Origin of the sequence: Duganella sp. FT27W (assembly GCF_009295655.1) — a bacterium.
GTDB classification, from domain to species: Bacteria; Pseudomonadota; Gammaproteobacteria; order Burkholderiales; family Burkholderiaceae_D; genus Rugamonas; species Rugamonas zoogloeoides.
In genome coordinates, this window is the sequence record NZ_WHIV01000002.1 from 328,263 (window position 1) to 348,887 (window position 20,625).

The 20,625-nt window shown below is 65.4% G+C and carries 17 protein-coding genes; 6 read left to right on the forward strand and 11 right to left on the reverse strand.

Annotated elements, in window-relative coordinates; all coding sequences use genetic code 11:
* Positions 1-13: 13 nt before the first annotated feature.
* From F8197_RS07715 to hemC, 4 genes are read right to left on the reverse strand one after another with little or no spacing between them, the layout of a single operon-like run.
* Positions 14-1,210, reverse strand: a complete 1,197-nt coding sequence (locus F8197_RS07715) for a heme biosynthesis protein HemY (RefSeq protein WP_152881410.1) — start codon at positions 1,208-1,210, stop codon at positions 14-16.
* Between the two features lies 1 nt (position 1,211).
* Positions 1,212-2,390, reverse strand: coding sequence for a uroporphyrinogen-III C-methyltransferase (locus F8197_RS07720; protein ID WP_152881411.1), 1,179 nt, complete (start codon positions 2,388-2,390; stop codon positions 1,212-1,214).
* Positions 2,387-3,235, reverse strand: coding sequence for a uroporphyrinogen-III synthase (locus F8197_RS07725; protein WP_152881412.1), 849 nt, complete (start codon positions 3,233-3,235; stop codon positions 2,387-2,389). Before F8197_RS07725 ends, F8197_RS07720 begins: the two co-directional genes overlap by 4 nt.
* Positions 3,236-3,273: 38 nt before the next feature.
* Positions 3,274-4,350, reverse strand: coding sequence for a hydroxymethylbilane synthase (gene hemC, locus F8197_RS07730; RefSeq protein ID WP_152881988.1), 1,077 nt, complete (start codon positions 4,348-4,350; stop codon positions 3,274-3,276).
* 187 nt (positions 4,351-4,537) lie between these two features.
* Here hemC and ppc point away from each other — a divergent pair, with 187 nt between their 5' ends.
* The gene (ppc, locus tag F8197_RS07735; protein WP_152881413.1) at positions 4,538-7,375 is read left to right on the forward strand and encodes a phosphoenolpyruvate carboxylase; all 2,838 of its coding nucleotides are present in this window, start codon (positions 4,538-4,540) and stop codon (positions 7,373-7,375) included.
* Between the two features lie 69 nt (positions 7,376-7,444).
* On the forward strand, positions 7,445-10,474 hold the full coding sequence (locus F8197_RS07740) for a sensor histidine kinase (RefSeq protein ID WP_227012154.1): 3,030 nt from the start codon (positions 7,445-7,447) through the stop codon (positions 10,472-10,474).
* A gap of 65 nt (positions 10,475-10,539) precedes the next feature.
* Here F8197_RS07740 and map read toward each other — a convergent pair whose 3' ends face one another.
* From map to rpoD, 5 genes are all read right to left on the reverse strand, one after another.
* Positions 10,540-11,328 (reverse strand): type I methionyl aminopeptidase, encoded by a 789-nt coding sequence (gene map / locus F8197_RS07745; protein WP_152881414.1) that lies wholly within the window; start codon positions 11,326-11,328, stop codon positions 10,540-10,542.
* A complete protein-coding gene (locus tag F8197_RS07750) occupies positions 11,325-11,537 on the reverse strand; it encodes a ParD-like family protein (protein ID WP_019922013.1) in 213 nt (70 codons plus the stop codon). Before F8197_RS07750 ends, map begins: the two co-directional genes overlap by 4 nt.
* A gap of 74 nt (positions 11,538-11,611) precedes the next feature.
* The gene (locus F8197_RS07755) at positions 11,612-12,085 is read right to left on the reverse strand and encodes a GNAT family N-acetyltransferase (RefSeq protein ID WP_152881415.1); all 474 of its coding nucleotides are present in this window, start codon (positions 12,083-12,085) and stop codon (positions 11,612-11,614) included.
* Positions 12,082-13,317, reverse strand: coding sequence for a sorbosone dehydrogenase family protein (locus F8197_RS07760; RefSeq protein ID WP_152881416.1), 1,236 nt, complete (start codon positions 13,315-13,317; stop codon positions 12,082-12,084). Before F8197_RS07760 ends, F8197_RS07755 begins: the two co-directional genes overlap by 4 nt.
* Positions 13,318-13,433: 116 nt before the next feature.
* Positions 13,434-15,917, reverse strand: a complete 2,484-nt coding sequence (gene rpoD / locus F8197_RS07765; protein ID WP_152881417.1) for an RNA polymerase sigma factor RpoD — start codon at positions 15,915-15,917, stop codon at positions 13,434-13,436.
* Between the two features lie 375 nt (positions 15,918-16,292).
* On the opposite strand from rpoD, the gene F8197_RS07770 reads away from it, so the two are divergent.
* The 4 genes from F8197_RS07770 to F8197_RS07785 all read left to right on the forward strand — a co-directional run bounded on the left by F8197_RS07770 (position 16,293) and on the right by F8197_RS07785 (position 19,677).
* Positions 16,293-16,775 (forward strand): ProQ/FINO family protein, encoded by a 483-nt coding sequence (locus F8197_RS07770; protein ID WP_019922009.1) that lies wholly within the window; start codon positions 16,293-16,295, stop codon positions 16,773-16,775.
* Positions 16,776-16,863: 88 nt separating this feature from the next.
* Positions 16,864-17,475, forward strand: a complete 612-nt coding sequence (locus F8197_RS07775; protein WP_152881990.1) for a 3'-5' exonuclease — start codon at positions 16,864-16,866, stop codon at positions 17,473-17,475.
* A gap of 116 nt (positions 17,476-17,591) precedes the next feature.
* The gene (locus tag F8197_RS07780) at positions 17,592-18,293 is read left to right on the forward strand and encodes a c-type cytochrome (protein ID WP_152881991.1); all 702 of its coding nucleotides are present in this window, start codon (positions 17,592-17,594) and stop codon (positions 18,291-18,293) included.
* A 97-nt stretch (positions 18,294-18,390) separates the two neighbouring features.
* On the forward strand, positions 18,391-19,677 hold the full coding sequence (locus F8197_RS07785; RefSeq protein ID WP_152881419.1) for a cytochrome c: 1,287 nt from the start codon (positions 18,391-18,393) through the stop codon (positions 19,675-19,677).
* Between the two features lie 18 nt (positions 19,678-19,695).
* Here the strand turns inward: F8197_RS07785 and F8197_RS29440 are convergent, their stop codons facing one another.
* Together F8197_RS29440 and F8197_RS07795 are read right to left on the reverse strand one after the other, a co-directional pair.
* Positions 19,696-19,794 carry a PT domain-containing protein gene (locus F8197_RS29440; RefSeq protein WP_152881992.1) on the reverse strand — a complete coding sequence of 33 codons (99 nt, stop codon included), beginning with the start codon at positions 19,792-19,794 and terminating at the stop codon, positions 19,696-19,698.
* Positions 19,795-19,822: 28 nt separating this feature from the next.
* A complete protein-coding gene (locus F8197_RS07795; RefSeq protein WP_152881420.1) occupies positions 19,823-20,467 on the reverse strand; it encodes an SAM-dependent methyltransferase in 645 nt (214 codons plus the stop codon).
* Positions 20,468-20,625 lie beyond the last annotated feature (158 nt).

Sequence of the window (20,625 nt, forward strand, 5' to 3'; positions counted from 1 at the left end):
CGGTCCAATTTTTTTACAAAACGGTTGCCAGCGCGCATTGCCGGTAGTGGCTGGCCGCCTCCTCCGTCTGCTGCAGCGCTTCGTGCAATTGCGCCAGCTTCAGGTGGGACTCGCGCACCATGCGCGGGTCGGCAGCGTCGGACAACGCCTGCTCCAGGTGGCGCTGGGCCTTGCCCCACAGCTTTTGCTTGAGGCACAGCGAGCCGAGGGTAAGCGCCAGTTCGGCGTCGGTCGGGCGGGTTTGCATCCAGCGTTCGCAGTGGTCGATCTGGGTGAGCAGCGCGGCCGAGCCGGCGGGCGCCGCCGCTTCGCGGTAGGTGCGTACCACGCGGTCGTCCCAGTCGGCGTTGAGCGACTCCTCTGCCACCAGGCGCGCTTCGTCGTGCAGGCCACGGGCATTGAGCGCGGTGGCGGCGCGGCAGGCAATGTATGGCTTGATGCGGTCGGCGTTCGGCACGGTGGACCACACGCGCAGCAGCGACTCGGCGTCGTGGGTTTTATCGGTGAGCAAGTCTTCGTAGGCCAGTTCGCGCAGGCGCGACGACAGTGCCGGATGCAATGCGCGGTGCTTGTCGAGCGAACGCACCAGGCGCAGCACCTCGGGCCAGTTCTTGGCCTGCTGCTGGGCCTTGAGCGACCATTGCAGCGCGTGGATGTGGCGGGTGCCGCTGGCGTTCAGTTCGCGCACGGCGGCCAGCGCGGCTTCTGGCTGGTGGTCGTCCACCAGCAATTCCGTCATGGTCATCAGGCGCGCCGTCTTCATGGCGTTGTCGTCCTGCAGGCGTGCCAGCCACTGGTCGCGGCGCGCGGCCTGGCGCATGCGGTGGGCGGCGCGGGCGCCGATCAGCGCGGCCACGCCGGCGTTTTCCGGCAATTCCGCCGCGCGCAGCGCAGCCTTTTCGGCATGGCCGAAGCGGCCTTCGAACAGTGCCTTCAACGCTTCGCGCAGGCCCTTGTTGCCGTCGCGTTCGCGCTTTTGCTGGCGATAGGCGGCCACCTTGCGCGGCATCTTGACGGTGGCGCGCACTGCGCGGATCACCACGTACAGCAGCACGAAGAGCAGCGCCAGCAGCACGCAGAACAGGTTGAGCGACAGGTCGATGCGGTGCGGCGGGTAGAACAGCACCACGTTGCCCGGGTTGAAGCGGGCTGTCACGGCGATACCGATGGCCGCAGCCATCAGCGCGACTAACCAGAGAAATATCCGCATGCTATGGCTTTGCCTTGTAGTTGCGTACCGCGTTCAGGCTGTCGGACAGGGTGGGCATCTCGATGGCCAGGTTGCTGCTTTGAACCTGGCGCAGCAGCGCCTGCACGCTTTGCGTGGCACGGGTGCGGGTGTCGTAGTACTTGACCAGCGCTTCCTGGGCGGCGGCCAGGTCGGCGCGGAACGCGGTCTCGTTGCGCGACAACAGCGCCATGCGGGCGTTGAGCAGGCGCAGCTTGAGGTTTTCGCGCATGAAGTAGGCCTGGGTGGGCGAGACCATCAGCGCATCGGGATGATCGACACTGCGCACGCGGATCAGCTGGCGCACGTCGGTCCACATCTCGGTGCTCCAGCCGGTCCAGGCGCCTTGCAGCGATTGCAGCCACGGCGTCGATTCCGGTTCGGCGTTGGCAGCGGCAGGCACCGGCTTGCCGTTTTTGTCGAGCACTGGCTTGCGCGGCTTGCGCTCGGGCGCGGCCGGCAGCGTGGGCTTTTCGTCGGACAGCATGGGCAGCGTGTCGATCTGGGCGATCACGTTATCGAGGCGCAGGGCCACGCCCACCGAATCCACATTGGGTAGTGCCTTGAGTTTTTCGGTGTCCTTGGCGATCGCCCGGCGGATGGTGATGAACTGTGGCTTGTCCGAGCGCGACAGGCTGCGGTCGGCGTTTTGCAGCGCGATCAGCGCGCCTGGCACGTTGCCGGCCAGTTGCAGCTGCTGGCTGGCGGTGGACAGCACTTGCTCGATTTCGGTCAGCGCCCATTCGTCGCGGTTCTTGGACAGGTCCTGGTACAGCTGTTCGAGCGCCAGTTGCTGGCTTTGCGACTCCTGCTGCCGGCTTTCCAGCACGGCGACCTTGGCTTGCAGCTCGCGGCTGGACTCCTGCACCTGGCGCGCCAGGTTGCTGGTTTCGCCGTTGATGGTGTCGCCCTTTTGCAGGCGCAGCGCCATTTCCTGGCGCAGCTTGCTCACTTGCCGGTGCGACGACCAGGTTTGGCCGGCCAGCAGCAGCGCCAGCACCACCACGCCAATCAGCAGCACCTTGGGCTGCTGCAGCGTGGAGAGCAAGGTGGGCTCGGAGGACGACAGGACCGGCTTGGACGGCGCGGCCGAAGGATCGGCGCCGCCGGGAGCGGAAGCGCCGGAGACGGCGGGGTCGGGTAATGTAGGCAGTTCGTTCATAGGCGTGATTGTAGCGCGGCCAGCAGGCGTTCGTCGCCTGATCCGGTGAGGGAGGTCCGGGAAAAACCGAGATTATGCGCAGTCTCCGCGATCCGGGCATGCGGTACGATCAAATGCTGTTGTTGCATCGATACAACACATGACGTTTCCCCTGCCGGTGCGCGCGCGTCGAGTTCGGCCAGGATGTCGCACAGGCCGCGCAGCGCCTCTGAGCTGGTGATGATCCAGTCGTTGTCCCGCGCCAGCAGGCGGCGCAGCGTGGCCTCGAGTTCGGCGGTGAGCGCTGGCGGCGCGCGCCGGTAGGCGGGCACCACATCGACCTGGGCGCCAGCCGCGCGCAGGCCATCGGCCAGCAGTTCCCGGCCGCCATCGCCGCGAATGATCAGGGCGCGCTTGCCGTTCAAGGCAGCCAGATCGAGGGTTTGCAGCAGGTGTTCGGAATCGCTGTGGGCGGTGTCATGCGGACTGACCACGTGGGCAGCGGGAGACGCCACGCCATGGGCGGCCAGCGCCAGCCGGCTGCCCTCGCCCACCACCGCCCAGGTCACGCCGGGCGGCACGGTGGTCAGATGGGCGAAAGCGGCATCGATGGCGTTGGGAGAGACAAAGGCGACCAGCTGGTAATAAGGCTGGGGGTGAAGCTGGGGGTGCGGCTGCGATTGAGGTTGCGAGTGAGACTGATGAGCGGTGAGGCGCGCCAGGGCTGCCAGCAGTTCAACAGGCTGCGCCAGCGGCGTAATTTCGAGCAGCGGCAGCACTTCCACCGCGTGGCCCAGGGCCGCCACGCGCGCGGCCAGCGGGCGCGCCTGCGCCAGCGGACGGGTGATGATGACGGCGCCGGCCATCACGGACTCTCGCTTGACATCGGCGCCGGGCGTGCCACTCAGGTCCCGGTCCCGGACTGAACTCCGGGCAGGCTCGGGGGCTGCGGCTGCCCCGCCGGCTGAACTTCAGGCTGGTTTTGCGCCACGCCGGCTTCGACGTCAGCCTGGGCGTCGGCCTTCAGTTCGGCCGAGCGGGCCGCGTCGTCGGCTTGCGCCGCTTCACTCAGGCATGCTGCCAGGATCTCGACCGCGCCCTGCTCGCCCAGCATCTGCGCCACTTGCGCGCCCAGCACGGCGGCGTCAACCGCCGGGCCGCGCGCTTCGGCGCTGATCATGCGCGCGCCATCGGGCGTGGCCACCATGGCGCGCAGGTGCATTTGATCGCCATCGATGGTGGCGTAAGACGCCAGCGGCACCTGGCAGCTGCCGCCGAACACGCGCGAGACGGTGCGCTCGGCGATCGACACCAGCGCACTGTCTTCGTGGTGCAAGGGCGCGAGCAGCGCCACCAGGTCCACGCCGTCGCTGCGTTGGGGAATTTCAATCGCCAGCGTGCCCTGCCCGGGAGCCGGCAAGCTGGTCTCGGGATCGAGCACCGAGCGGATGCGGGCGGCCAGGCCCAGGCGCTTGAGGCCGGCGGCGGCCAGGATGATGGCGGCGTACTCGCCGCGATCGAGCTTGCCCAGGCGCGTATCGAGGTTGCCGCGCAGCGGCTTGACGATCAGATGGGGGAAGCTGGCGGCGATCAGCGACTGGCGGCGCAGGCTGCTGGTACCGACGATGGCGCCGTCGGGCAGGTCGGCCAGGGTGGCGTAGTCGTTGGAGACAAAGGCGTCGCGCGCGTCTTCGCGCTCGAGCACCGCGCCCATCACGAAGCCTTCGGGCAGCTCCATCGGCATGTCCTTGAGACAGTGGACGGCCAGGTCGGCGCGGCCTTCGGCCATGGCGACTTCGAGTTCTTTCACGAACAAACCCTTGCCGCCGACCTTGGACAAGGTGCGATCCAGAATTTGATCGCCGCGTGTCGTCATTCCGACAATTTTGACATCGCACTGCGGATATAATAATGCCAAGCGTTCGCGCACATGCTCGGCCTGCCACATGGCGAGCCGGCTTTCGCGCGAAGCGATCACCAATCTGGATGGAGTACTCTGGACTACTTCGGATGTTTTCAAAACTGTTCTTTCACTGTCGCTGCTGCCCAACCGGCGCAGACCAGTCAAGCGTGTATGGCTAAGATCACAAATTTTACCATGCTCACCCTCTTGCAGACCCGGGCCACCCGCCTTTGCACCGACATTTTATTTCTTTGCGGCATAACTCATGGCAAACCAATTTAGTGCAACTGACGACTTCCAAGCTGAAAATATTCCCGAACAAGCCGGCGCCGATAAAGACGCGCCGTTGAAAGAAGATATCCGCCTGCTCGGCCGCCTGCTCGGCGACGTGCTGCGCGACCAGGAAGGCGAAGAAGTATTCGCCGTGGTCGAAACCATCCGCCAGACCGCCGTGCGCTTCCGCCGCGAAGACGACACGGCCGCCGCCAACGAACTGGACGGCATGCTGAAAATCCTCACGCGCGAACAGACCATTACCGTCGTGCGCGCATTCTCGTACTTCTCGCACCTGGCCAATATCGCCGAGGACCAGCACCACATCCGCCGCCGCCGCGCCCACCAACTGGCCGGCTCCGACGCCCAGAAGGGCAGCGTCAGCTACGCGCTGGCCAAGCTGAAAAGCGCCGGCGTCGAACGCGATACCGTCGAAACGTTTTTCCAGGACGCCCTGATCGCACCGGTGCTTACCGCCCACCCGACCGAGGTGCAGCGCAAATCGATCCTCGACGCCGAGCACGATATCGCGCGCCTGCTGGCCCAGCGCGACCAGCCGTTGACGCCGAAGGAAGACGCGGCCAACCTGCACCTGCTGCGCGCGCGCGTGGCCACGCTGTGGCAAACCCGCATGCTGCGCTACACCAAGCTGACGGTGGCCGACGAAATTGAAAACGCCCTGTCCTACTACCGCATCACCTTCCTGCGCGAACTGCCAGGCCTGTACGACGACATCGAAGGCGATATCGCCAGCCACTATGGCGAAGCCGACACCACCACCATCGACGCGCCGTACGTGCAGATGGGCAGCTGGATCGGCGGCGACCGCGATGGCAACCCGAACGTCAACGGCGGCACCATGCAGCACGCGCTCACGCGCCAGGCCACCACCATCCTCGATTTCTACCTCGAGGAAGCGCACACGCTGGGCGCCGAACTGTCGATTTCCACCCTGATGATCGGCTGCTCGCCGGCGCTGCAGGCGCTGGCCGACCAGTCGCCCGACACGTCCGACCACCGCGCCGACGAACCGTACCGCCGCGCCCTGATCGGCGTCTATGCGCGCCTGGCCAGCACGGCGCGCGCGCTGGGCGCCACCAACATCCTGCGCAAGGAAGTGGGCCACGCGGAACCGTATGCCACGGCCGCCGAGTTTTCGGCCGACCTGCAAGTGCTGGTCGAGTCGCTGGGTGCCCACCACGGCGCGGTGCTGGTGCGTCCGCGCCTGTCCACGCTCAAGCGTGCGGCCGACATCTTCGGTTTCCACCTCGCTTCGCTCGACATGCGCCAGTCGTCGGACGTGCACGAACGCGTGCTGGCCGAACTGTTCGCCAAGGCCGGCGCCGAAGCCGATTATTCGGCACTGGACGAAGACGCCAAGGTCGCGCTGATCCTGTCCGAGCTGGGCCAGGCGCGCCTGCTGTCGTCGCCGTACATCGCCTACTCGGACGAAACCCAGTCCGAGCTGGGCGTGCTGCGCGCCGCGCGCGAAATTCGTCAACGCTACGGCGTGCGCGCGATCCGCAATTACATCATCTCGCACACCGAGACCGTCTCCGACCTGCTCGAAGTGCTGCTGCTGCAAAAGGAAATGGGCCTGCTGCGGGTGGCAGAACAAGAGCTGGACCTGATGGTCATTCCGCTGTTCGAAACCATCCCCGACCTGCAACGCGCAGCCGGCATCATGGAAGCCGTGATGGCGATCCCGCTGGTCAAGGCGCTGATCGCCAAGCAGGGCCAGATCCAGGAAGTCATGCTCGGCTACTCGGACTCCAACAAGGACGGCGGCTTCCTCACGTCCACCTGGGAGCTGTACAAGGCCGAGACCCACCTGGTCACCGTGTTTGCCAACGCCGGCGTCAAGCTGCGCCTGTTCCATGGCCGGGGCGGCACCGTCGGTCGCGGCGGCGGTCCGTCGTACGAAGCCATCCTGGCGCAGCCGCACGGCACCGTCAACGGCCAGATCCGCCTGACCGAACAGGGCGAGATCATCGCGTCGAAATTCTCGAACAAGGACATCGGCCGCCGCAACCTGGAGCTGCTGGTTGCCGCCACGCTGGAAGCGAGCCTGTTGCCGCAGCCGGAAGACGCGGCCCACGTGGCGCAGTTGCAGCAGTTCGAGTCGGTGATGGCGGAGATTTCCGACCGCGCCTACAAGGCCTACCGCAACCTGGTGTACGAAACCCCGGGCTTTACCGACTACTTCTTCAGCGCCACCCCGATCGCCGAGATCGCGGAACTGAACCTCGGTTCGCGTCCGGCTTCGCGCAAATCGACCAAGCGCATCGAAGACCTGCGGGCCATTCCGTGGGGCTTTTCGTGGGGCCAGTGCCGCCTGCTGCTGCCGGGCTGGTACGGCTTCGGCAGCGCCATCGGCGCGTGGGTGGCCGATGGCGGCGCCGAGCAGGAACAGCGCCTGGCGCAGTTACAGGTGATGTCGCGCGAGTGGCCGTTCTTTGCCACGCTGCTGTCCAATATGGACATGGTGCTGGCCAAGACCGACTTGGCAATCGCTTCGCGCTACGCCGAACTGGTGCAGGACAAGGAACTGCGCGAGCGCATCTTCAAGCGCATCACCGAAGAGCATGCGAACACGCTGGCCATCCTGCAGCGCATCACCGGCGCCGAAGAACGGCTGGTGAACAACCCGCTGCTGGCACGCTCGATCCAGAACCGCATTGCCTACATCGATCCGCTGAACCACTTGCAAGTGGAATTGATCAAGCGCCACCGCGCCTTGACCACGGAAGCGAAAACCGATGAGCGCGTGCATCGCGGCATCCACCTGTCGATCAACGGCGTGGCGGCAGGGTTGCGCAACACGGGTTAACCGGCGCCCCTCCCTTCGGGGAGGGGGTGTATTCCGGCAAGTTTACGTAAAACCCGGTATCCTTGCACTATGAAATTCATCACAAGTTGGATCGTTTCCCTCATCTGCTTGCTGACGCTGGCGGCATCCCCGCCAGCACACTCTTCCCCTGCTCCCGGCCTGCTGGACCTGTATGCCCACCGAGCGTGGACTGCGGCCCATGGCGCACCTGCGCAAATCCAGGCGATTACCCAGACCCCTGACGGCTGGTTGTGGATTTCCACGCCGACCGGCCTGTACCGCTTCGACGGCGTGCGCTTCGAGCGTCACGACGCCATCAATGGCCACGCGCTGCGTTCATCGATCGTGCTGCCGCTGCATACCGCGCCCGACGGCACCTTGTGGGTGGGCTATCGCTTCGGCGGCGCCAGCGCTTTCCTCGGCAACCGGGTGCGCCACTACGGCGCCGACCAGGGTTTTCCGCCGGGCGCCACCCACAGTTTTACGGTAGCGCCGGACGGCGTGACGTGGGTGACCACGGCCGCCGGCCTGGCATGGCTCGACAGCCGCCAGGATCGCTGGGTGCAGGTGGGGCCCGAGGCGGATTTCGCACCCGGGGCGACGATCTGGCAGGTGCTGTTCGACCGCGCCGGCACCCAGTGGGTTTCGACGTCGCGCAAGGTGTACTACCGCCGCGCGGGCCAGCCCCGCTTCCAGGTCGCCAGTCCCGCCAATATCGCGCTGTCCTCGCTGGCCGCCGCGCCCGATGGCACGGTGTGGGTATCGAACGGCCGCGATGCCAACTACCGTCTCTCGACCGCCACCGCTGCTGCCACGGCGCCACCGCCGAAGCCGGAACTGCCCGGCAGCGGCATGTGGTTCGACCGCGCGGGCACCATGTGGCTGCTGAGCGAAACCCATGTTGCACGCGTGGCGCCGGGCAGCAACGCAGCCGATCCGCGCCAGCAGCTGGCGCATGATCGCGGCCTGTCCGGCATGCACCCGCAAACCTTTTATGAAGACCGCGACGGCACCATCTGGATCGGCACCGTCGCGGGCCTCGACCAGTTCCGTCCCAACCGGGTAGCGCCACTGCCGCCGGCCGCCGACAACCTGGCGCCGGTGGTCACGCCGGCGCTGGCTGCGGGCGCCGACGGCCTGGTGTGGCTCAGCGATGACAACCACTCCTGGCTGACCGGCCGCGACGGGGTGCGCCACGGGCCTGCGGGGCCGGCTTTCTGGAGTTCGGCGCGCGGGCGCGACGGTCGCCTGTGGCTCGGCGGCTGGGGCGGCATCTGGCGCGCCGGTGATCCGCAGCGCACGTTGATAACGGCGCCGGTGTCCGCCGGCCAGAACGACGTGCGGGTCGATGCCCTGGCCGAAGACGCTGGCGGCGCGCTGTGGGCGGCGTTTTTGAACCAGCCCTTGCAGCGCCATGTTCCGGGCAGCGGCCGCTGGGATGCGCCCTACCCCGGGTTGCCGCAGGCGCGCATCATGGCGCTGCTCTCCGACAGCAAAAACCGCCTGTGGGTCGGCTACCAGGGCGGGCGCGTGGCGCTGATCGAGCATGATGCCGTGCGCCTGGTCGATGCCGGCGACGGCCAGGGTATCGGCAATGTGCAGACCATTGTCGAACGCCATGGCCAGGTGTGGGTGGCCGGCGAACGTGGCGTGGCGCGTTTTGTCGAAGCCGGGCAAGGCCAGCGCATGACCGGCGCTGGGCCCGGCAGCGGCGGACGCCTGGAGACCCTGCGCCTGGCGGACGGGCGCGAGTTGCGCGGCGTGAGCGGCCTGCTGTCCACTGCCGCCGGCGACCTGTGGCTGCGCACGCACGACGGCGTGGTGCGCATCGCGGCCGAGCAGGTACAAGCCTTCGTGCGCGACGGCGGCGCTGCCCCGGTGCAGGCCGAACTGCTGGGCAGCGAGGATGGCGTGAGCGGCAATGTCCAGCCCACCGGCTCCTTCCCCGCCATCGTGGCAGCGAGCGATGGCGTGCTGTGGGTGTCCGGCACCGGCGGCGCCATGCTGCTTACCCCGTCGGCCATCCGCCGCGAAACCATGCCGCCAGCGGTCGATATCCGCGCGGTGAGCAGCGACGGCAAGGCGCGAACACCAGTTTCGCCGCTGGCACTGCCCACCGGCACCAACAACCTGCACATCACCTACACCGCGCAAGGCCTGGCGGCGCCTCAGCGCACGCGCTTTCGCTACCGGCTCCAGGGCGTCGATGACGGCTGGCAGGATGCGGGCGACCGGCGCGAAGCCTTTTATACGAACCTGCAACCTGGCGCCTACCGCTTCCAGGTGATCGCCGCCAACCGCGATGGCGTGTGGAACACGGCCGGCGCCACGCTCGACATCACCATCCCGCCCACCTTCGTGCAAACGCTATGGTTCAAGGCGCTGTGCGCGCTGGCGCTGCTGGCGGCGGTGGCGCTGGCCTGGCGCTGGCGCCTGGCGCAGATGGCGCGCCTGATCGAGGCCCGTCACCTGGAACGGCTGCACGAGCGCGAACGCATCGCCCGCGCCCTGCACGACACCTTCCTGCAGGAGGCGCAAGGCACGGTGCTGATGATGCACACGGCGATGGCGCAGATTCCACCGTCGCTGCCGGCACGCGCGGCAATGGAACGCGGCATCGGCTATATCGAAAAGGCGATGATCGAAGGCCGCGACGAGGTGATGGGTTTACGCTCGTCGGCGCGCGCCGACGAACCGCTGGACGCCGCGCTGCAACGCTACGGCGAGCGGCTGGCGGCCGGCCTGCCACCCGGCTTCCGCATGCACGTACGCGGCACGCCGCGCGCCCTGGCGCCGCTGGTCAAGGACGAGGTATTCGCCATCGGCCGCGAAGCGATCTGGAACGCGTTTCGCCACGCCGAGGCCACCGAGATCGAGCTCGATTTGGTGTACACGTCGGGCGGCTTGACCCTGCTGGTCAGCGACAACGGCAAGGGCATTGCGCCGGACGCGCTGACGCGCGCTGAGAACGGCCACTGGGGCCTGGTGGGCATGCGCGAGCGGGCAGACAACATCGGCGCCACGCTGGAGGTGGGCAACCGCGAGGGCGGCGGCGCCAGCCTGCGCCTGACCTTACCGCGCCAGTATGGCGCCCGCTGAGAATCTGTCCAGGCATGGAATGAGGCGCCGCTTGCGCGCCTCGGCAGCGGGGCCGGCGTTGCTTGTTACGCTGCGGGTCTGGCGCGCGCTAAGGCGTAGGGTTCGTCCGGGCGCAGGGTGAGCACCTGAACGCCGGTGCGCGTGACCGCCACCGTGTGTTCGAACTGCGCCGACAGTTTGCCGTCGCTGGTGACGACGGTCCAGCCATCGTCCTCGGTGTGGACCTCGCGCCGACCCTGGTTGATCATCGGCTCGATGGTGAAAACCATGCCTTCATGCAGGACCAGTCCCGTATGTGGTTTACCGTAGTGCAGCACCTGCGGCTCCTCGTGCATCTCGCGGCCGATGCCGTGGCCGCAATACTCGCGCACTACCGTGTAATTGTGGCGCCGTGCATGGCGTTCGATGGCGTGGCCGATGTCGCCGAGCCGCGCGCCCGGGCGCACCGCGTGGATGCCGTGCCACAGCGCCTCGTACGTCACCTGCACCAGCTTTTTCGCGGCGCTGGCAACGGTGCCGACCAGGTAAGTTTTGCTGGAGTCGGCGATAAAACCGTTCTTTTCCAGCGTGATGTCGAAGTTGACGATGTCGCCGTCCTGCAGCAACTCGGTGGCGGACGGCACGCCGTGGCACACGACGCTGTTGCGCGACGCATTGAGCGCGTACGCATAGTCGTACTGGCCCTTGCTGGCCGGCCGCGCCTGCAGTTGTTCGACGATGAAGGTGTCGACCAGGTCATTGACGGCCATGGTGGACATGCCGGTCAGCTCGAATTGATCGAGGTGGCCGAACACGCTGGCCAGCAGGCGGCCCGACTCCGCCATCAGGGCGATTTCTTCGGGGCGCTTGATCATGTGGCGGTTTCCCGGAACACCTGCGCCTCCACGCCGGCGGAACGGAATTCGCGCGCCAGGATCTCGTTGAACGTGAGCGTGGGATTCATTTCGGCGAGCATGCCCATCTTGATCCAGAACGTGGCCTGGGCGTTGATGGAGCGGCACCCGACCGCACTGGCCTTGCGCAGCTGGTCGTGCAGTTCTTCGTCGATGTTGACGATGCCCATGGCGTATCCTTGTAAATTTTAATATACGAATTATATACGAACCATATATTTCAAGGTAAACCTTGGGCGCTGCCTTAACCCGGCGCCAGCCTTTTTTCGAAACACACGGCCTCGGGCCGGCCGACATATTTGCCGAAATTGGCGATGCGGGCATAACCGAGCCGTTCGTAAAACGTCACCGCCCGGGTATTGACCGCACGGGTTTCCAGGCGCAGCGCGGCGTAGCCCAGTTGCTGCGCTTGCGCTTCCAGGTGCGCCAGCACCGCCGCGCCGATACCGGGCACCGTGCGGCGCGAGTACATGCGCTTGAGTTCGGCCACGTCGTGCTCCAGCGGGCGCAGCGCGCCGCAGCCGACGGGCTTGCCTTCGTCGTCGCGGGCGACAACGAACAGGGCACGGTCACCACGCACATCGTTGACGTCGAACGAAGCCTTGCCGCTGCTGCCGGTAATCAGGCTCAGTTGATCCGACAGCTCATCGAGCAGCAGCGCCGCATCCGGTGTCTCCGGATCTTCGACTGCTACAAGGATGCCCGGGCGGCTGCTCATGGCGCATCAACCTGCAAGCGCACCACGCGCCCGGTACGGTCTTCCACCAGGTAGATATTGCCGTCCGGCCCCTGCTTGACATCGACCGGCGCGCCCATGCCCTGCCCCGGCTTGCTGTTCCATCCACCGATCAGCTCGACCGACTTGCCCAGCGGTGCGCCCTTGCTGTCCGGCAGCAGCGCCACCAGCCGGTGTCCGTGGGCGCGGTAGCCGTGGTAGCCGATGACCAGGCTGTTGGGGTATAGCGCCGGCAAACGGTCGCCCGTGTAAAACGTCATGCCCAGCGGCGCCGCGTGGGCCGGCAGCAGCCTTGCTGGCGCGCGGCAGGCACTGCAATCCTGGTCCGGATATTCGGGACTGGCGACGTTGGCGTCGTAACAGTAAGGCCAGCCGTAATTGGCGCCGCGTGCGATCAGGTTCAGCTCGTCGTGCGGCAAGTCGTTGTCGTTGGCGAGATTCGGCATGGCGGCCTGGATGGCGTCGCGGCCATTGTCGGCCTGCCACAGGTCGCCGTTGACGGGGTGCACGGCCAGCGCCATCGAGTTGCGCAGGCCGGACGCATAGTTTTCCCAGTCCTTGACCATGGCCATCGGCCACAGCAGCTTGTACTTGCGGATCACGCCCAGCGCCTGCGGCCCCTCGGCTTCGGCGCAAGGCTGGCCGGCGGCTGGTGCCGCGCCGTTCTCGCCCTCGCAATGGTCGGTGGCGGAGCCGACATTCACATATAAATCGCCGCGCGCGTCGAAGCGCATATTGGTGAGCAGGTGGCGGCCTTTGCCCGGCAGCGGCGCCACGCCCGATTTGCCGCCGATGACGTCGATCAGCGTGGCCTCCGGGTTTTTCGGATCGAAGCGCACGATGCGTCCGACCAGCCCCAGGTATAACAAGCCATCGGGGCCAAGGACGATACCGTTGGGCCGATCCAGACCCTTGAGCAGCAGCACCTGCTCGAAGTGCCCCGCCGCGCCCGGCTTGAGCAACCACACGCGGCCCTGCTTCGGCTCCCAGCTGCGCATATCGACCACGACCAGTTCGCCGTTGCTCAGCGGCTGTATGCCGCGCGGAAATTTGAAGCCATCGGCCAGGATGGCTGCGCATAAACCGTCGGGCGTGGTGACGTCGAGGCGCTTGAAACCGCCGCAGGTGTCAGCAGCCCGGGCGCCGGTCGTCAAGAGGGCCGCCGCAGCCAGCACAGTCCAGCGACACGTGGAGAGAAAGTTCGATGTTTTCATTAATTCAATTGTAGCTTAAAATCAAGATTCATCGATTTTTACGCCGATCAAAAAAAATGCCGCCCGGCTGCAAAGCTGGACGGCATTTCAGTGAAGGAGGCCGCAGCCTCCCCCGATTAATTCTGCGTCAGGAAAGTTTTCAGCTTGTCCGAACGCGATGGCTGGCGCAGCTTGCTCATGGCCTTCGCTTCGATCTGGCGGATACGTTCGCGGGTCACGTCGAACTGCTTGCCGACTTCTTCCAGCGTGTGGTCGTTCGACATTTCCACGCCATAACGCATGCGCAGCACCTTCGCTTCGCGCGGGGTCAGCGAATCGAGCACTTCCTTGATGACATTGCGCATCGACGCGTGCAGCGCGGCGTCCAGCGGTGCCAGGGTCGTGTTGTCTTCGATGAAATCGCCCAGTTGCGAATCGCCGTCCTCGCCCATTGGCGTTTCCATCGAGATCGGCTCTTTGGCGATCTTCATGATTTCACGCACCTTGTTTTCCGGCATTTCCATCTTCAGCGCCAGGGTGGCCAGGTCCGGCTCGCTGCCGGTTTCCTGCATGATCTGGCGCGAGATGCGGTTCATCTTGTTGATGGTCTCGATCATGTGCACCGGCACGCGGATGGTACGGGCCATGTCGGCGATAGAACGCGTGATCGCCTGGCGGATCCACCAGGTGGCGTAGGTCGAGAACTTGTAGCCGCGACGGTATTCGAACTTATCCACCGCCTTCAACAAACCGATATTGCCTTCCTGGATCAGGTCGAGGAACTGCAAACCACGGTTGATGTATTTCTTGGCGATCGAAATCACCAGGCGCAAGTTGGCGACGGTCATTTCGCGCTTGGCCTGGCGTGCGCGTTTTTCGCCGGCAGCCATCTGCTTGTTAATCTTGCGCAGGTCGGCCAGCGGCAAGGCCACGCGGGCTTGCAGGTCGATCATTTTCTTTTGCAGCTCTTTCACGGCCGGCACGTTACGGCCGAGTACGGTGCTGTACGGGTAGCCGGCATCGACTTCGCCATCGACCCAGTCCAGGTCCGTCTCGTTGCCCGGGAAGACCTTGATGAAGTGGGCGCGCGGCATGCCGCAGCGGTTCACGCACAGGTCGAGCACGGCGCGTTCGATCGAACGCACTTCTTCCATCTGGCCACGCAGGGTGTCGCACAGTTTTTCAACAACCTTGGCGGTGAAGCGGATGCCCAGCAGCTCAGCCGAAATGGTTTCCTGCGCCGCCACGTAGGCCTTGGAGCCGTAGCCACCGGCGGCCTTGCGCATTTTTTCGAACTGGCTTTCGATGTGGGCGAACTTTTCCAGCGCCGATTTTTTCAGCTGCGCCAGTTGTTCGGTGGAGAAACCAGCCGCGCCGCCGCCGGCCGCGCCATCGGTTTCTTCCTCTTCTTCCACTTCCAGCTCTTCTTCCTCGTCGTCGTCCGAGGCGACAGGCGCGGCCACGACAGGCGCGGGCGCCGATTCGTTGGCATCGACAAAGCCGTCCACCACGTCATCGACCTTCATTTCGTCGGCTTCGATCTTGGCGGCCAGGGCCAGGATTTCGGCGATCGTGGTCGGGCAGGCGGAAATGGCCTGGATCATGTCTTTCAGGCCGCCTTCGATGCGCTTGGCGATTTCGATCTCGCCTTCGCGCGTCAGCAGCGCCACGGCGCCCATCTCACGCATGTACATGCGGACCGGGTCGGTGGTGCGGCCGAAGTCGGAATCGACCGTGGACAAGGCGGTGGCGGCAGCCGCTTCCACCTCGTCGTCGGACGTGACGGTGGCAACACTGTCGCTTAACAACAACGATTCAGCATCCGGCGCACGCTCGTAGATCGCGATGCCCATGTCGTTGAACGTGGCGATGATGCCTTCGATCGCTTCCGGATCGATGATGTTTTCCGGCAGTTGATCGTTGATCTCGGCGTAGGTAAGGAAACCGCGTTCCTTGCCCATGTTGATCAGGTTCTTGATCTGGGCGCGGCGGCGTTCCAGCTCTTCGGCCGTGCTCTTGTTATCGAGACCCAGCAGCTCGGCGCCGCCCTTGGCCTTGCGCTCGCGCGCCTTCGACACTGCCTTCAGTTCGGCGCGCTCGACCGCGTTCAGCGCCGCGACTTCGTCGTTTTCCGGGGTGAATTCGGATGGCTTGCGGCCACGGCGGCCCGGTACCTTCACGCTCGGCAGCAAATAGCCCGAGGTATCGATCGAGGCCAGGGTGGCGGCGTCGGTCACCTGGCTCACGGTCGTGCCGCCGGTGGAAATGACGACCGGCGCCGGTTCCTTGACCGCTTTGACCAGCTTCGATTTCGGCGCGGTACGCACGACCGGCACGGCCATTTCAGCCGTTGCTGCCGCATCGCCGGCGTCGCCAGGCTTGCGCGCCAGCTTGACGGTGCGCGCCGGGGCGTCAGACTCGGCGGCGGCGGCCATGGTGGCCACCGGCTCGATCGTTGCGGAACTCAGACGCGTTTTCTTCTTGACTACCGTTACTTTGCTCGCTGCCTCTTGCGCATTATCGATGACATAAGATAGAGTCGTCTTCGGCACGACCAGCGGGGCGGAGCTGGGACGGGCGGTCTTGACGGACAACGTTAAAGTTTTCGGCGTTTTTGTCATTAAAAATCTCTCAATGCGAAGCCGCCGGCGGGTTACAAAAGCCATAGCGCGCACCAGCCGCACTGAGCGGGGCGCATCGATGGAATGTTGTAATTTAGCTGACGATAATCCTGCGGAATAAAAAAAGCCCGCTTGGAACTACGGGCTTGTTTTTAGCGTGTTTCTAACTTGCTTCCAACTCTGTGTAGCTTTGCCAACTGTGTCATTGCACGTTGGTGAGTCGGACATTATACACATTTTTGGCGTCGAACGCACCTTGCCGCCGCGACCCTTCCCCCTCAACCTGCTAGCCAAAGTGTCACGCTGGTCGAAAAGGCACTGCATTCCGCAGGGCCGCATGATACGATGGCGCTTGTTGCTTAACCTTTGAAGTCGATGAACACTAGCCTTACCACTCCAACTGCGGCCACCGAAGCGGACGCTGCTACTCCGGCCGCCGAAGCCGTCGCTGTCGCCGCTGTTGCCATGACGCCGCGCAGCTTGCTCAAGCAACTGCAAACCCAATTCCCCGCTTTCCGCGACTTTTTGCCGCTGTCCATCGGTATCGACAAGCAGATCCTGGCGGTCATGCCCGACCTGAACCGCAAAATCATGCGGACTGCGCTGGGCATCCACACCGGCTCGCTGCGCTACCTGAAGGTCATGGAAAAAGCCAAGGTGCGTCACGACCTCGACGGCACGCCCGGCGCCGAAGTCACCGATACCCACCGCGCCCATGCTACCCAGGTCTTGCAGGAACGCTTCAAGAAAGAAGCCGACCGCAAGAAGGCCGAGCGCGAAGCCGCTGCTGCCGAAGAAGCCGCCCGTGTCCGCGTTGACAAGCTCAACCAGCTGACCGCGAAATTCTCGCGCAAGTAAGGTCCATTTCTTGGACGTGTCGCCCCGCGCACCGCGTGTGCCCTCCGCCGCCCCTGCGGTGGAGGAACAATTGCCGCCGTACACAGGCTTGTTGCTGGATGACGTACTGCTGGTAAAAACACCAGAACAGGCGCTGGCAGCACGCGACGCCTTGCTCGCCTGCGACGCGATCGGGTTCGATACCGAATCGAAACCCACGTTTACCAAGGGCGAAGTGTCCACCGGGCCGCACCTGATCCAGTTTGCCACCGATGCCAAGGCCTATTTGTTCCAGGTGGGCAACCACACCGACGACGCCACGCTGGCGGTGCTGCAGGCGATCCTGCAACCGGCCGCGCCGCTCAAGGTGGGTTTTGGCCTGTCCGACGACGTCAAGCGGCTGCACGCCAAGCTGGCCATCCGCGCCGGCGGCGTGGTGGACCTGTCGGTGGCGCTGCGCACTCCGGGTCAGCGCAACGACCTGGGCGCCAAGACCGCAGTGGCCAAGTTCTTCGGCCTGAAGCTGCAAAAATCGAAAAAAATCTCCACGACCAACTGGTCGTTACCGCGCCTCTCCAGCAGCCAATTGCTGTACGCGGCCGACGACGCCCAGGTGGCGTTGCGTGTGTATCGCCAGTGGCTCGCTACCGGCGGCCAGCTCAAGCCCATGAAGGCCGTCAAGCTGCCACGCCCGCCGAAGCCGGCAACTCCTGCTGCTTAGGCATTCTGTCCACTATATCTTTTAGCAACATCGGTATATCCTGACCCGACAGCCTCGTTCGAAGGCTTTCCACCAGGAGGAGACCGGTGACCGATACCCGTGCGCTGATGCGCTTGATGCGCTTGATGGCTGGCAGCGCCAGCCTGTGCCTGTCCACGACAGCAGCGGCAGCGCCACCCGATACCTTGCAACAGCGCGTGGCCGCGTGCATCGCCTGCCACGCTGTCGAGGAGCGCCGCGACGCATATTTTCCGCGCATCGCCGGCAAGCCGGCCGGTTACCTGTACAACCAGTTGCTGAACTTTCGCGACGGCCGCCGCAATTATCCGATGATGACCTATATGGTCGCGCAGCTGTCCGACGACTACCTGCGCGAGATCGCCGATTTTTTCTCTGCCCAGCACCCGGTCTATCCACCGGCCACCCCGGGCAGTGGCGCCAATGCCGGCGCCACTGCGCTGGCACGCGGCCGGCAACTGGTGCTGCATGGCGATGCGGCGCGCAAGATTCCCGCCTGCGTGAGCTGCCATGGCGCGGCGCTCGGTGGCGTGGCGCCAGCGATTCCCGGACTGCTGGGCCTGCCCAGCGACTACATCAACGCCCAGTTCGGCGCCTGGCGCAGCGGCACCCGCCGCGCCGCCGCGCCCGACTGCATGGCCGACATCGCCGGCCGCCTGGCGGGCGACGATGTGGCAGCGGTATCGAGCTGGCTCAGCCGTCAGGCACCCGATCCGGCTGCGCGGCCTGCTGCGGCCGGCTCGCTGCCTGCGCCGTTGCCCCTTTCCTGTGGCTGCCTCACAGGAAAGGCGGCGCCATGAGGACAGCCTTGCCTGCGTTGATGGCATTGATGGCGTTGCTGCCGGCAAGTAGCCCCTTGCCCCTGCCTTGTTGCAGCTTGGCTGAAAAGGTAGCGTCATGAAAAAGACCCTGTATGCCGTGGCTGGCCTGCTGATCGCAGTGGTAGCACTGATCCTTGCCGCCTGGCTGTGGACACCAGTTGACGATCCCGGACCGCCACCCGCTGCCACCGCAGTCCTGACACCGGCGCAACGCATCGCCCGGGGCGCCTACCTGGCCCGGGCCGGCGACTGCATGGCCTGCCACACGGTGCGTGGCGGCGCGCAGTACGCTGGCGGGCGCGTCATTCGCACCGCGTTCGGCGACATCGTCACACCCAATATCACGCCCGACGTCGCCACCGGCATCGGCAACTGGAGCGCCGACGATTTTTGGCGCGCACTGCATCATGGCAAAGGCAAGGATGGCCGCGTGCTGTACCCGGCCTTCCCGTACACCAGCTACACCCACCTCACGCGCGACGATGCCGATGCGCTATACGCCTGGATGCGCTCGGTGCCGGCCGTGCGCCAGCAAAGCGCGCCGCACAGCTTGCGTTTTCCGTATAACCAGCAATGGGCCTTGGCGGCATGGCGCGCGCTGTACTTCCGGCCCGGCGTCTATCGCGTCGATACGGCGCAATCGCTGGACTGGAACCGGGGCGCCTACCTGGTGCAGGGACTGGGACATTGCAGCGCCTGCCACAGCCCGCGCAACGGCCTGGGCGCGGAAGGCGCTAGCTTGTCTGGCGGCATGCTCGATGAGCTTGGCTGGTATGCGCCGGAACTGACCTTCGGGGCGGGTTCAGGCAAGCCAGCCTGGTCGCAGGACGACCTGGCGACTTTCCTGAAAATCGGCGTGGCGCCGCAGGCAACCGCCTCTGGCCCGATGGCCGAGGTGGTGCGCGCCAGCCTGCAACATCTGAACGACGCCGATGTGACCGCCATGGCACAGTACCTGCGCAGCCTGCCTGCTGCGGCGCCAGCCCCGCCGTACCAGCGTAAAGTGAATTCGCAGACGGACGCCTTCCTGGCGGCCGGGGCCAGGCTGTATCGGCAACACTGCGTGGACTGTCATGGAGAAAATGGCGGCGGACAGGCGCCGCATTATCCGCCACTGGCGGGCAATCGCGCGCTCGGCCAGGCGCCGGCGGTCAACGCCATCCGCATCGTGCTCAACGGCGGCTTCGCGCCAGCGACGGCAGGCAATCCGCGTCCGTACGGCATGCCGCCGTTCGGCCATGTACTGAACGATATCGAGGTGGCGCAACTGGTGTCGTACCTGCGCAGCGCCTGGGGCAACAATGCAGCGCCGGCCACGGCCGATGAAGTCAATCGCTACCGGGCGGTGCCGCTCGACCAGTGATCGGCGGCCGATGGTCAGTTAGCCGCTGGTCGGCTGGTTGGCCGGTCGGCTGGTTGGCTGGTTGGCCGGCCAGTCGGCTGGCTGGGTAGCTGGCTGGTAGGCCGGTCGACTGGTCAGCTGCTTAGCTGCTTAGCTGCTTAGCTGCTTAGCCGCGCAGCTTCGGGTAGCGGAAGCCGGTGCGCAAGTCCATGCTGTAGCGTTCCTTGCCATCGACTACCAGCACGTGGTCCGGTGGCGCTTCGCCGGCCAGTTCGCGCTGGATCAGCGGCAAGCCTTCGCCTTTGCGGATCAGCTCGTCGCAACGCTCGTAAACATTGGGGCAGCCGGTTTCAGCCAGCAGGGCCTGGACGATCGGCACCTTCCAGGCGTCGACGCCGCCCGACTGGAACTGGCAGATCAGGTAACCCTGCACACCGCCCCAGCTGTGCACGATCAGGCCGGACAGGCCGTCTTCTTCACCCAGTACTACCGGCACCAGCGCCTGCGGATGGGCGGCGCGCACGCTGTCGGCGCGCTTGGCGATGGCGGCCTTGACGCGGCGCTTCATCATGGCGTGATCGACCGGTTCGTCTTCCTTGTAGCTCCACATGCGGGCGCGGATTTGCGACTTGGAGTTATAGGCCGCGCGGCCGATGAACTGGCGCGACGAACTCTGGACGATGGCGGTGGAGCCGGGTTTCATTTTTTCCTGCGGCTTGCCATCGACCTTGTCGATCGCGGTGGGATAAATCCAGGGGTCGCCGGCCAGCAAGGATTTTTCCTTGCCTTGTTTGATAGTGATGATGAGCATGGTAGTGGTGCGGCGTGGGCGGGCGTAAAAGCCGCATGATACCTCATGGCGTCGTCCAGGTGCCTGCCTCCGGTCGCGGCAAGCTGCATTTCAGGGCGCCGGGAATGCGGTCTGTCGCAAGGCGCTGTCGTGTTTCGTGGCGCATCGTTACGATCGCT

Bases quoted from the DNA above. Each gene is read 5' to 3' on its own strand.
- F8197_RS07715 (WP_152881410.1), bottom strand. From the start codon at position 1,210: ATGCGGATATTTCTCTGGTTAGTCGCGCTGATGGCTGCGGCCATCGGT.
- F8197_RS07720 (WP_152881411.1), bottom strand. From the start codon at position 2,390: ATGAACGAACTGCCTACATTACCCGACCCCGCCGTCTCCGGCGCTTCC.
- F8197_RS07725 (WP_152881412.1), bottom strand. From the start codon at position 3,235: ATGGCCGGCGCCGTCATCATCACCCGTCCGCTGGCGCAGGCGCGCCCG.
- ppc (WP_152881413.1), top strand. From the start codon at position 4,538: ATGGCAAACCAATTTAGTGCAACTGACGACTTCCAAGCTGAAAATATT.
- F8197_RS07740 (WP_227012154.1), top strand. From the start codon at position 7,445: ATGAAATTCATCACAAGTTGGATCGTTTCCCTCATCTGCTTGCTGACG.
- map (WP_152881414.1), bottom strand. From the start codon at position 11,328: ATGATCAAGCGCCCCGAAGAAATCGCCCTGATGGCGGAGTCGGGCCGC.
- F8197_RS07750 (WP_019922013.1), bottom strand. From the start codon at position 11,537: ATGGGCATCGTCAACATCGACGAAGAACTGCACGACCAGCTGCGCAAG.
- F8197_RS07755 (WP_152881415.1), bottom strand. From the start codon at position 12,085: ATGAGCAGCCGCCCGGGCATCCTTGTAGCAGTCGAAGATCCGGAGACA.
- F8197_RS07760 (WP_152881416.1), bottom strand. From the start codon at position 13,317: ATGAAAACATCGAACTTTCTCTCCACGTGTCGCTGGACTGTGCTGGCT.
- rpoD (WP_152881417.1), bottom strand. From the start codon at position 15,917: ATGACAAAAACGCCGAAAACTTTAACGTTGTCCGTCAAGACCGCCCGT.
- F8197_RS07770 (WP_019922009.1), top strand. From the start codon at position 16,293: ATGAACACTAGCCTTACCACTCCAACTGCGGCCACCGAAGCGGACGCT.
- F8197_RS07780 (WP_152881991.1), top strand. From the start codon at position 17,592: ATGCGCTTGATGGCTGGCAGCGCCAGCCTGTGCCTGTCCACGACAGCA.
- F8197_RS07785 (WP_152881419.1), top strand. From the start codon at position 18,391: ATGAAAAAGACCCTGTATGCCGTGGCTGGCCTGCTGATCGCAGTGGTA.
- F8197_RS07795 (WP_152881420.1), bottom strand. From the start codon at position 20,467: ATGCTCATCATCACTATCAAACAAGGCAAGGAAAAATCCTTGCTGGCC.